The organism is Propionivibrio dicarboxylicus, from assembly GCF_900099695.1.
GTDB classification, from domain to species: domain Bacteria; phylum Pseudomonadota; class Gammaproteobacteria; order Burkholderiales; family Rhodocyclaceae; genus Propionivibrio; species Propionivibrio dicarboxylicus.
Map to the genome: position 1 here is coordinate 25,165 of NZ_FNCY01000001.1, position 11,558 is coordinate 36,722.

General features: G+C 63.4%; 13 protein-coding genes. 9 read left to right on the plus strand and 4 right to left on the minus strand.

Annotation, left to right across the window (positions count from 1 at the left end):
• Window positions 1-5: 5 nt before the first annotated feature.
• Genes BLR25_RS00125 through BLR25_RS00140 form a run of 4 tightly spaced genes read left to right on the plus strand, consistent with a single transcriptional unit; the run spans window position 6 to window position 3,261 of the window.
• Entirely contained in the window at window positions 6-332 is a 327-nt protein-coding gene (locus BLR25_RS00125) for a cupredoxin domain-containing protein (RefSeq protein WP_091931480.1), read from the plus strand.
• Window positions 333-356: 24 nt separating this feature from the next.
• The gene (locus BLR25_RS00130) at window positions 357-1,151 is read left to right on the plus strand and encodes an FTR1 family iron permease (RefSeq protein WP_091931485.1); all 795 of its coding nucleotides are present in this window, start codon (window positions 357-359) and stop codon (window positions 1,149-1,151) included.
• A 37-nt stretch (window positions 1,152-1,188) separates the two neighbouring features.
• Window positions 1,189-2,625: a 4Fe-4S binding protein gene (locus BLR25_RS00135; RefSeq protein ID WP_091931489.1), complete on the plus strand. Its 1,437-nt coding sequence runs from the start codon at window positions 1,189-1,191 to the stop codon at window positions 2,623-2,625.
• Between the two features lie 33 nt (window positions 2,626-2,658).
• On the plus strand, window positions 2,659-3,261 hold the full coding sequence (locus BLR25_RS00140) for a cytochrome b (protein ID WP_281245547.1): 603 nt from the start codon (window positions 2,659-2,661) through the stop codon (window positions 3,259-3,261).
• A gap of 9 nt (window positions 3,262-3,270) precedes the next feature.
• Here the strand turns inward: BLR25_RS00140 and BLR25_RS00145 are convergent, their stop codons facing one another.
• A complete protein-coding gene (locus BLR25_RS00145) occupies window positions 3,271-4,185 on the minus strand; it encodes a LysR substrate-binding domain-containing protein (protein WP_091931515.1) in 915 nt (304 codons plus the stop codon).
• Window positions 4,186-4,280: 95 nt separating this feature from the next.
• Between BLR25_RS00145 and BLR25_RS00150 the strand changes: the two genes are divergently transcribed.
• From BLR25_RS00150 to BLR25_RS00170, 5 genes are all read left to right on the plus strand, one after another.
• On the plus strand, window positions 4,281-4,877 hold the full coding sequence (locus tag BLR25_RS00150) for an FMN-dependent NADH-azoreductase (protein WP_091933483.1): 597 nt from the start codon (window positions 4,281-4,283) through the stop codon (window positions 4,875-4,877).
• A 50-nt stretch (window positions 4,878-4,927) separates the two neighbouring features.
• Window positions 4,928-5,812, plus strand: a complete 885-nt coding sequence (locus BLR25_RS00155) for a pirin family protein (RefSeq protein WP_091933487.1) — start codon at window positions 4,928-4,930, stop codon at window positions 5,810-5,812.
• A 279-nt stretch (window positions 5,813-6,091) separates the two neighbouring features.
• Window positions 6,092-6,484, plus strand: a complete 393-nt coding sequence (locus BLR25_RS00160) for a hypothetical protein (RefSeq protein WP_091931518.1) — start codon at window positions 6,092-6,094, stop codon at window positions 6,482-6,484.
• 133 nt (window positions 6,485-6,617) lie between these two features.
• Complete coding sequence (locus tag BLR25_RS00165) at window positions 6,618-7,058, plus strand: cupin domain-containing protein (RefSeq protein ID WP_218122580.1); 441 nt, start codon at window positions 6,618-6,620, stop codon at window positions 7,056-7,058.
• Window positions 7,059-7,084: 26 nt separating this feature from the next.
• Window positions 7,085-7,405: a cupin domain-containing protein gene (locus tag BLR25_RS00170; RefSeq protein WP_091931527.1), complete on the plus strand. Its 321-nt coding sequence runs from the start codon at window positions 7,085-7,087 to the stop codon at window positions 7,403-7,405.
• Window positions 7,406-7,451: 46 nt separating this feature from the next.
• Here BLR25_RS00170 and BLR25_RS00175 read toward each other — a convergent pair whose 3' ends face one another.
• The 3 genes from BLR25_RS00175 to BLR25_RS00185 form a co-directional block, all read right to left on the minus strand.
• Window positions 7,452-8,120 (minus strand): GntP family permease, encoded by a 669-nt coding sequence (locus BLR25_RS00175; protein WP_091931531.1) that lies wholly within the window; start codon window positions 8,118-8,120, stop codon window positions 7,452-7,454.
• A 406-nt stretch (window positions 8,121-8,526) separates the two neighbouring features.
• Window positions 8,527-10,083: an alanine/glycine:cation symporter family protein gene (locus tag BLR25_RS00180; RefSeq protein ID WP_091931535.1), complete on the minus strand. Its 1,557-nt coding sequence runs from the start codon at window positions 10,081-10,083 to the stop codon at window positions 8,527-8,529.
• Window positions 10,084-10,348: 265 nt separating this feature from the next.
• A complete protein-coding gene (locus BLR25_RS00185; protein ID WP_091931538.1) occupies window positions 10,349-11,551 on the minus strand; it encodes an ammonium transporter in 1,203 nt (400 codons plus the stop codon).
• Window positions 11,552-11,558: the final 7 nt, after the last annotated feature.

Below are 11,558 nucleotides of genomic sequence, written 5' to 3' on the forward strand. Positions count from 1 at the left end.
CCGTCATGCGCTCCCTGCCATTCCTGTTCGCGGCCCTCTGCGCAAGCATCGGCGTCCATGCCGACGACATGCCGACCTACTCGTTGCGCGTCAAGGACGGACGCTTCTCGCCGGACACCGTCGAGGTCGTCGCCGGGCAACGCTTCCGCCTGACCGTCAGCAACGACGGCCCCGGCGCCAGCGAGTTCGAGAGTCTCGAACTGCGCAAGGAACTGGTGCTCGCGCCGGGCGTGACGCGCAGTCTCGTTTTCGCGCCGATGAAGCCGGGCAGCTACCGCTTCTTCGACGATTTCCACCCGCAGACCGGCCAGGGCCGGATCGTCGCGCGCTGACGACAACCGGAAAGGAACACGAACATGACGAATGTTTTTCTCGTCGTCTGGCGTGAAAGCCTGGAAGCGTGGCTGATCGTCGCCATGCTTTCGGCATGGCTGGGAGCGAACGACGAAGGGCGACGCGGCCGCATTGCGCTGGCGGGCGGCGTCCTCGCCGGCATCGCTCTGGCCGCGACGCTTGGCTGGGCCATGCTCGACATCCGCGACGATCTCACCGGCGATGCGCTCGAAGCCTTCCGGATCGCCGCGCTGATCATCGCCGCCGGCATGATTACCCATATGGTCCTGTGGATGCGGCGGCATTCGCGCGAGATGAAGACGCGTCTGCACGCCGGACTCGCACACGCCCGGCGCAACGGCGGCCTGTTCGGCGTCGCTCTGGTCGCCGCCCTGGCCGTCGCGCGTGAAGGGGCCGAAACCGTCGTCTTCCTTTGCGGCCTGGCGCAAGGCATCGACGCCGGCACGCTGACCGTCGGCGCGCTTGGCGGTCTGGTCGCTGCCGGCGCCACCGCCGGGCTCGCGAACCGCAGCCTCGCACGACTCGACATCGGCCTCGTCCTCCGACTGTCCTCGCTCGCCCTGCTCGTCATCGCCTCGGCGATGGCCGTCGCCGCCTGCGACCGCCTGATCGGCACCGGCTGGCTGCCGCCGCTCGTCGATCCGCTCTGGGACAGCGCCTGGCTGGTCGACGACGCCAGCACCGCCGGCAAACTGCTGGCCGACTTCGCCGGCTATCGAGCGCGTCCGGCCCTGACCACGCTCGGCGTGTGGTCGCTCTACTGGCTCGCTGTCACCCTGCTTTGGCGCCGCCGCTAAGCAGGACCGAAGCCTCCTTCGCACACAAAGGATCGCCATGTCGCACAAACAAATCGTCATCCCGATCGTCGCCCAAGCGGCCACTCCCCCCGCCCGCTCGCCCAAGCCTTTCCGTGACGCGATCGAGGCCTTCTTCGTGCGGCATCGCGAACGGCTCGTCTGGGTTCACGCCGCTGCCTTCGTCGCCTTCGTGCTGATCATCGTGCTGCCGCTGTTTCTCGACGAGGCGCCGGAAACGGCAACGCCGCTGACGCACTTCACCACCTTCGCCAACTACGTGATGTGGGGTCTGTGGTTCCCGCTCGTTTTCCTCTCGGTGATCTTCACCGGACGCTCCTGGTGCGGCCTCTTTTGTCCGATGGGCGCCGCCTCGGAATGGTTGAACAAGATCGGCCCACAAAAGCGCATCCCGGCCTGGCTGCGCTGGGAAGGAACGCCGGCGGTGAGCTTCGTCATCACCACCGTGCTCGGCCAGACCGTCGGCGTGCGCGACCACCCGGAAGCGGCGGCGGAAATCTTCGGCGGCACCCTGCTGGCCGCACTCGTCATCGGTTATCTCTTCGGCCGAAAAAAGCGCGCCTGGTGCCGCCACCTTTGCCCGATCGGCCGCCTGCTCGGCCTCTATTCGCGCCTCGGCGCCGTCGAATTCGCGCCGCAGGTACGCCGTCCCGGCCGCGACGCCTACAGCCAGAAGGGCGCCTGCCCGACCATGATCGACCTCGTCGGCAAGAACGAATCGCGCCACTGCATCGAATGCTTCCGCTGCGTCAATCCCGAGGCGAAAGGCAGCGTCCGCATGGAATTCCGCCGCCCCGGCGTCGAAGTCGAAAATATCCGCGACAACCGCGCCAACCCGGCCGAAGCCTGGTTCCTCTTCCTCGATACCGGCGTCGCCCTCGGCGCCTTCCTCTGGCTGGTCTTGCCGTCCTACCAGCACCTGCGTCAGTGGGCCGGGGCGACGGCGCTCGAACACGGCTGGAATTGGCTGCTCGATGTCGGCCCCTCCTGGCTGGTCAGTGTCCATCCGCAACGCGGCGAGGTGTTCTTGTGGCTGGATTTCTTTACAATTAGCGGTTTCATGATCGCCTGGATGGTCGGTCTGACGACCTTGCTGGCCACCACGACCGGCCTCGCCGCCGCGCTCTCCGGACGCGTCGGCGGCGATGGCAGCTTCGGACGACGCTTCACCGAGCTTGGTTATCAGTACGCGCCGGTCGCCATGGTTTCGCTGGTGATCGGTCTCGGCGCCATGCTGTTCGACCCGATTCGGGAGACGGCGCTCGGCACTGCCGGCGTCCAGGCAGTGAAGGGAATGCTGTTCGTCGTCGGCGCCGCCTGGAGCGTCTGGCTCAGCCAGAAGATCCTCGCCCGGCAAGGCGTGCCGGCACACTGGCGCTGGCTGCCGGTGCTGCCGGGACTGGCCGGATGCACGATCATCGGCGCTTGCTGGTGGCCCGCCATCTTCGGCGCCTGAACGATGAAGAAGACGAGAGGAAAGTTGCTGTCAATGAAAGCCGAATATTCACCGCGTCCCGCCTCCCGGTCGTCACGCGCCCACACACAGTCATCCCGGGAAAATCACGCCCCCCGTCGCCATGCCCCGGTCATGCGCGCGCTGCATTGGCTGGTCGCCGGCCTGATCATCGCGGCGCTGGTGATGAGCGCCTTCGTCATGCCCGGCATCCGCCACGATTCGCCGGAAAAAATCGACGCGCTGCGCCGCCACATGTCGGTCGGCCTGATCGTCCTGCTGCTCACCTTCGTCCGCATGGCGGCGCGCCGCCGTACCGAACGACCGGGTTTTCTCAGCAGCGGCATGGCCTGGGCCGACCGCCTCGCGCGTTATGTCCATCGCATTTTCGACCTGCTGATCCTCGCCATGATCGCCAGCGGCATCGGCATGGCCGCCTTCGGTGGCGTCTTCCCGGCCGTCTTCGGTTTGACCGGGACCTTGCCGGCGGGTTTTGACGCCTCGCTACTGCATGAAGTGCATCGCGCCATCGGCATCACGATCTTCGCCTTGCTCGCCCTGCACGTCGGCGGCGCCTTCTACCACCAGTTCATCCTGCGCGACGGCCTGATCGGCCGCATGGGCCTCGCCCGTCGCTGACGCAGCGACTCAAGCGGCTGGCGGCACGGCGCCGGCCAGCGCCGCCTCGAGCATGTCGATGAAGGCACGCGTCTTGGCCGGCATCAAGCGCCGCCCCGGAAACACCGCCCAGGCCGGATGCGAGGGCAACTGCCAGTCGGGCAGGACACGGCGCAACTCCCCGCGGCGCACGGCCGGCAGCGCAAAATAGTCAGGCGCGGCAGCGATGCCCGCGCCCGCGCAGGCCAGGCGAATCAGCAATTCAGGCGAATTCGCCGTCGTCCGCCCCGGCGGCACACCTTCCCAGCGCTGCTTGCCCCGCATCAGGATCCAGGGCACCGCCTCGCCGCGCCGGCCGAGCAACCGCAAGCCGTCATGCGCCAGCAAGTCCTCGGGCGAAGCCGGCTCGCCATGCTCGACGAGATAGCCCGGCGACGCATACAAGCCGGTCGAAAAAATCGCGATGCGTCGTGCTGCCAACAAGGCATCGTCGGGCAGATCGCCCATGCGCACGGCGATGTCGAAATTCTCGCCGAGCAGATCGACGCGGCGCGGCGACAGGTCGAGCACCAGCGACACCGCCGGATGCAGCGCGATGAATGCCGCCAGCATGTCGGTCAGCAGCAGGTTGGCGAAATCGCTCGGCATCGACACGCGCAGACGTCCGCTCGGCCGCGCCTGCCGGTGCTCGCTGAGCGCCTGCACGGCGTCGACCTCGGCGGCAACCTGACGCGCATGCTCGAGCAATTGCTGGCCGAACTCGGTCAGCGTCAGGCGGCGTGTCGTGCGCAGCATCAGCCGCTCGCCGAGACGTTCTTCGAGCAAGGAAACACGACGCGACACCGTCGATTTGGGCAAGCCGATCCGCTCGGCCGCGCGACTGAAACTGCCCGCCTCGGCGACACGGAAGAAGATCAGCAGATCGTTGGCTTCATATTGTTCCATGGTTGGAACAATGTTACCCGATTTGAGGACTTCTGCTTCTTTTTTGGCTGCAATAAAGTACGCCCATGCCATTCACCATCGCCAAGGAGAAAACCATGAACATCCTGCAAATCAACGCCAGCGCCCGTACCGGTGCCAATTCCACCCGCGTCGCCGACAGCATCACCGCACGCCTGCAAGCGGCCAACCCGAACGCCACGCTGACGCTGCGCGACCTCGCCAGCGCGCCGATTCCCTTCCTCGACGAGACCGCCCTCGGCGCCCTGTTCACCCCGGCCGAACAGCGCTCGCGCGAACAGGCCGAACTGGTCGCCCGTTATGACGCCGAAATCGCCGCGGTGCAGGCGGCCGACGTGCTCGTCCTCGGCGTGCCGATGTACAACCTCGGCGTCACGGTCCAGTTCAAGAGCTGGATCGACGCGATCGCCCGCGCCGGCGTCACCTTCCGCTATACCGAAAAAGGTCCGGAAGGCCTGCTGACCGGCAAGAAAGTCTATGTCGCCCTCGCCCGCGGTGGCCGCTATCGCGACGGCGCTTTCGACACGCAGGTCCCGTACCTCAAGGTCGTCCTCGGTTTCCTCGGCATGAGCGACGTCGAATTCGTCTATGCCGAAGGCCTGAACATGGGCCCGGAAGCCGCCGAGCAGGGCTTTGCCGAAGCAGCTGCCGACCTCGCCGCCGTCCTCGCCTGACCCAAGCCTTCGTCATGCGGGCGCCGAGCGGCGCCCGCCAAGGAGCCATCATGACCCGCCCAAACAGCGTCCCCTCCGAAGCCGTCCAAGGTTCGCGCGGCGTCGAATCCCTCGTCGTCGGCAAAGCCACTTCGGATGGCGCCGGCGTCAAACTCACACGCGTACTGACGCAATCGCTGCAGCGCCGGCTCGATCCTTTCCTCATGCTCGACGCCTTCGGCAGCGACCGTCCGGACGACTACATCGCCGGCTTCCCCGACCATCCGCACCGGGGCTTCGAGACCGTCACCTACATGATCGCCGGCCGCATGCGCCACCGCGACAGCGCCGGCCATGAGGGGCTGCTCGAAAACGGCGGCGTGCAATGGATGACCGCCGGGCGCGGCATCATCCACTCGGAAATTCCGCAGCAGGAAGAGGGCCTCATGGAAGGCTTCCAGCTCTGGCTCAACCTGCCGGCGCGCGACAAGATGAGCGCCCCGTGGTATCGCGATTTCGCCGCTGCCGACCTGCCGCGCTTTTCGACCGCCGTCGGCGTCGATGTCACGGTCATTGCCGGCACCAGCCATGGCATCACCGGCGCGGTCACCCGCGAAGCAACGGCGCCGCTCTACCTCGACCTGCATTTGCCCGCCGGCAGCCGCTTCGCGCAAACGCTGCCACCCGGACACAACGCCTTCGTCTACGTCTATCGTGGCACTGTCGACATCGCCGGCACGGCGGTACCGGCACAACGCATGGCGATCCTCGACAACGCTGCCGACGCCGATGGCATTGTCATCAGCAGTGAAGCAGGTGCCCGTGCCCTGCTGATCGCCGGCGCGCCGCTACGTGAGCCGATCGTCCAGTACGGACCGTTCGTCATGACGAGTGAGCAGGAAATTTACCAGGCGCTCAACGACTACCGTGACGGCAGGCTTGGCATGCCGGCGTAAGCGAAAGACATAGAAGAATCGAAAAGGGGCGACTTCGACAGAAGTCACTCGTCACCGCCTCGATTCAGAGCCGCACAGCCCGGTGTCGTCGTGGGTGGCAACTCACGACGAATGGCACGTTAAATGCATGGCATGGTACTGGCGTCGTGCGTCCCGTCACCTGTCTGGATCTCGGCAATTTCCGCCGATATTGCCAATGCAGCGACGGGTGCGCACGGCATGTCTTGCCGCTCGCCGGCAAAAGCGCCCTGCATTCAAATCGCGCAAAGGAACGTCGCCATGACCGTCAGCAACACCGCCTCCGTCTCCGCAACGATCAACTCACTGCTCTCCGGCAGCAGCACGAGCACCTCAAACACCTCCGGTACCTACAGCCAGCTCAAGACGGCGCTGAACGAGGCCATCGCCGCCGGTAGCGGCAGCGCCCTGCCGCTCTATCAAAGCCTCGTCACCCTGAGCAAGAGCGAAAGCAGCAGCGACAGCTCCGCATCGCAGACCTACAACGCCAAGGGCTTGCTGACGTCGCTCAAATTGGCGACCAATCTCAGCGATCCCCTGCTGCAAACAGAGGACAGCAGCCAAACGACGGGACTGCTGGGCAACAGCAGCACGAGCGGTTCGTCGCTGAGCGCGCTGTACGCCGCCATCGGCGCGGCTGGCAGCGACAGCTGAACGGACGCGGCCCCTCGGCGTACCGTATGAAATTGGATTGACAGCGGCGCCGCCGATCTGGGAAAGTGAGCGCCAATCGTCAGGCTCATGCCTAGCGCATAACGCCCCGCTCCTCAAAGTAAGGGACATGCCCATGAAGCGCTCCGCCGTTCTCCTGTTTCTGGCAACAACATTGACCGCAAGCCCGATGATGGCGCAGACGTCCGCGCCGCAGCCGGTCCTCCCCGAGGCGCTGCGCTGGTTCAGCCCGCCCAACAATCCGCTCGTTCGCGGCGCCTGGATGCTCGGCGCCGAGCAGGACGCCGGCGCTTATGTCTTTCGCGTGGCGCTGGCAAAGAACGCAAAACTCCCGGTGCATACCCATCCCGACACCCGCCACACGACGGTACTGAGCGGGACGCTCTACGTCGGCTTCGGCGACGTCTTCGACGAATCCCAGATGACCGCGGTTCCGGCCGGCGGACTCTACGTCGCCCCGGCCAACGTCGCGCATTATCTTTGGGCAAAAGACGGCGAAGTCAGCTACCAGGAAGTCGGTGTCGGGCCGACCGCCACCGTCCCGCTCGCGCGCTAAGGACGGACACTCCCTCGCGCCGCGCCATGCACCCCGGCAACCTTTTTCGCGACGATCAGCCGCCTTCAAGCGGCGAACGCTTCGACACCCTGCTCGCCCACCGCAATCTGCTCGTCGAACGCATTGTCAGCTCGGCCGACATCGTGCCCGGCGACTATCTGCAGGAGCAGGACGAATGGGTCGTACTGCTGCGCGGCTCGGCGACGCTTGTCGTCGACGGTGAAGAAGTACGACTGGCGACGGGCGATTACCTGTTCCTGCCCGCCCGCACCCCACACTCGGTGACACAGACCTCCGCCGGCGCCCTCTGGCTGGCAATTCACCTGCGTCCAGAAGTCCCGGCGTAAGTCTCAGCCCAAACGCCCCTGCCGCCGAAGAGAGCGCCCAGTCACTTCACTTTGACCCGCGGAAACCCCTGCCCGGTGGCGACACAAACGGGTACGAGGTTTCGGCAATCACTTCGTATTGGCTGGCGAACTTGGTCGCCCAAAGATAGCCGGCAATCGTCACCGGAATCGCCACGATCAAGCCGACGAGAATCACCATACCGAGATCCGCGTGCAGGTTGTTCGCCGCTGCAATCGGCCCGGGTGTCGGCAGCACCAGCGTGTGCGTCGCATACAAACCCGTCGACAGCGCCGTCGCCATGACGGCCATGGACACGCCTGATTTCTTCGACAAGGATTTGTTCAAGGCCGAGAGAATGACAAAGCCCGAATCGCAGAAAACTGGGATGGAGGTAATGTAGCCGATGATGCTCATGGCCAGCGCCGGATGCTTCGCCCCGACCCATTTGAGCACTGTCTCCGCCATCGTCAACGCAGCGCCGGTCTGCTCGAGAAAGACACCGATGATCGTGCCGGCGATAATGACAATGCCGATTCGCTCGACCGTGCCGCCGAAGCCTTTCATGATGGTCCTGGTCACATCGATCGGATTCATTCCGGCGGCGAATCCGACAAAGAAAGACGCCGCCAGCAGTGCCAGGAAGGCATGCACTTTGAACCGGGAAATCAACACCACAATCATGACGATTGCAACGGCGAGTATAACGAGCAACATCGGTCCCGGTACCATGACTCTATCCCCCCAAGATGTTAGCCACCAATAAAGAACACTTTTCCTCAAGCTTGACGATCTGGCACACGCGTGCCGAAACCAACCCCAAGCGCAGCGCCGTGCGCCCGTCGAGCGCGTGCCCGATGCTACCCGAATACACCCCGAAACGATGACCAGGCGCCTGCGCTTCGGCTCTGAACGGCGGCAGATGGTCTCATACTGCGAATGATATAGATGAGACATCTTATATAAAGGCGAGGCCATTGCAGACAAATGTCATAGACAGCGGGAGATCACCGGTGACCGCCAGGCAAGAACGCATCGACCAGCGCTAGCGCAAAAAGGGAAGGCGCGGTCTCACTACTGTGAGACCGCGCCTTCTGCGACTTCCCGAGACAATGCTGTTGGACTAGGCGACCTCTACCGCAGCGCGCTTCATCCCATCCGGATCTTCATCTTCGTCGCGCACTGATTCGGAGGCTTCGAGCGCTGCCAGCTCTTTGGCATAGTGTTCCTGAACGATACTGTCCCATAATTCGGCACCTTCGATGCCACAACGCGAGGGCACAAACACCGGATCCAGGCCGAGCTTTCGCTGCTGTTCATAGTCCCGCAGGGTGGCAATACCGGGCTTCGCCAGCAGGACGATGACGACGATGTTGAACCACGCCATCGCGCCAACCGCAGCCGAGCCGAAATTCCATACGACGTCCACCGAGCTGATCGCGCCGACAAAGGTTGCAAAGATCACGGCAATCCGCGTCAGCAAAATCCCATAGCGATAGCCCGCTCCGGTCGTATTCCGTTTGAATAGATAGGCAATACTGGAGTCGGAATAGAAGGCATAGGCTAATACCGTCGTGAAGGTGAAGAAAAACAGCGCAATGGCAACAAAGATCCCACCAAAACCGGGCAGCACAGATTCAACGGCCTCCTGCGTAAAGTTGGACTTTTCGATGCCGGGCAAGAACTGCATCAACAACCCACCCTGCTTGGCCGGATCCGCTACATTGAACGCGTTCGTGGACAGGATCATGACTGCCGTTGCCGTGCAGACGAACAAGGTATCGACGTACACCGAAAATGCCTGAACCAGTCCTTGCTTGGCCGGGTGTGAAACTTCCGCCGCACCCGAGGCCTGGGCGCCAGTCCCCTGGCCGGCTTCGTTCGAAAAGATGCCGCGCTTGACGCCCCACTGGATGGCCAGGCCGAAGACGGCACCATAAGCCGCGTTGGCATTGAAGGCACAGGAAAATATCAGCGCGAGGATTTCTCCGATACGGTCGGCGTGAACAAAGAGAATAATCGTGGCCAGTAAGATGTAAGCGATGGCCATGAACGGCACGACCATCTCAGCCGTCTTCGCGATGCGCCGCCCGCCGCCCAGGACGACATACGCCACGGCAACCGTGTAGAGGATTCCGGAAATCAACGGAGACAGGGACAACGAGTGCGCCGCCGCCTGGCCGAACGCATTCGATTGAATGCCCGGCAAGGCAAGTCCGCAACCGAATACGGTTAGCACTGCGAAGGCAATGCCCAAGGGCCGGCTCTTCAGGCCCTTCTCCATGTAGTACGCCGGACCACCCCGATATTCGCCGTTAACGCGCTCCTTCCAAACCTGAGAGAGCGCCGATTCGATATAAGCCGAACCGGCCCCGAGAAAGGCGATCGCCCACATCCAGAATACGGCCCCGGGACCGCCAAAAAATATCGCCGAGGCAACGCCCGTAATATTGCCGGTCCCGACACGTCCGCCGAGCGCCATCGCGAATCCCTGGAATGACGAAACTCCGGAAGCGGACGATTTGCCACTGAACAACTGGCCAACCATATCCCGGATCAGTCGGATCTGCGGGAAGCGCATCCGCAACGAAAAGTAGACGCCAGCCAACAAACACCCATAGACCATGACCTGACTCCAGAAGAAGTCATCCACGGCTGCCGACATAGAAAGCAAGTTCATACTTCTCCCGCTTGATGAGTAGTTAGAGTAGCAATGATCGAGGATGCCATTGTCAGACGACCGCTGGCGCCGACTCCCTTTTCGCCGCGCAAGTGAAAGTCATAAGGAAAAACCATCCTTGACCTCGACAATTTCGGAAATACAGGATATCAGCATGTCATCAACCGCAGGGAAAATCATCGAAATCAGGCAAGAAAAAACCCCGACATAGGCCGGGGTCTTCGTCTTCATACGGTCAGCGCAGCTCGCTGACCAGGCACCATGATCACCAGTTCGGTTCGCGCTCCGGCGTCGCCGTGATCTTGTGGATCGACAGGTCGGCGCCGTCGAATTCTTCCTCGCGATCGAGCCGCAGTCCCAGGGTCGCCTTGAGCGAACCATAGACGATGGTACTGCCGATCAGCGCGACGCCGATCGCCATTACCGTCATGATCACTTGCGCCACCAGCGACACGCCGCCGGCACCGCCCAAGGCCGGCTGACCGAAGATGCCGGCAGCGATGCCGCCCCAGGCGCCGCACAGGCCGTGCAGGGGCCAGACACCGAGCACATCGTCGATCTTCCAGCGGTTCTGCGTCAGCGTGAACATCACGACGAACAACGCACCGGCAACACCACCGACCGCCAAGGCGCCAATCGGGTGCATGACATCGGAACCGGCACACACTGCCACCAGGCCGGCCAGCGGACCGTTATGCACGAAGCCCGGGTCGTTCTTGCCGAGGATCAACGCCACGAGCGTGCCGCCCACCATCGCCATCAAGGAATTCAAGGCGACGAGACCGGAAATCTTGTCGAGCGTTTGCGCACTCATCACGTTGAAGCCGAACCAGCCGACGGTCAGGATCCAGGCGCCGAGTGCCAGAAACGGGATCGATGACGGCGGGTGCGCGGCGATGGCGCCGCTCTTGGCATAACGGCCGGAACGCGCGCCCAGCAGGATGACGGCCGGCAGTGCGATCCATCCGCCCATGGCATGCACGACGACGGAACCGGCGAAGTCATGAAACTCCTGGCCGAAGCTCGCCTTCAGCCAGGCCTGGATGCCGTAGGCCTGATTCCAGGCAATGCCCTCGAAGAACGGATAGATCAACCCAACGATGACGAAGGTGGCGATCAGCTGCGGGTTGAACTTGGCCCGCTCGGCGACCCCACCCGAAATGATGGCCGGAATCGCCGCCGCGAAGGTAAGCAGGAAGAAGAAGCGCGTCAGCTCAAATCCGTTCTGCTGCATCAGGACTTCGGCGCCGGAGAAAAAATTGACGCCGTACGCCACCGAAAAGCCGATGAAGAAGTAAGCGATCGTCGATACCGAGAAATCGACCAGAATCTTCACCAGGGCGTTCACCTGGTTCTTTTTGCGCACCGTGCCGAGTTCGAGAAAGGCGAACCCCGAATGCATGGCTAGCACCATGATGCCGCCGAGCAAGATGAAAAGTACGTCGCTGCCTGTTTTCGCCGCTTCCATGCCACCT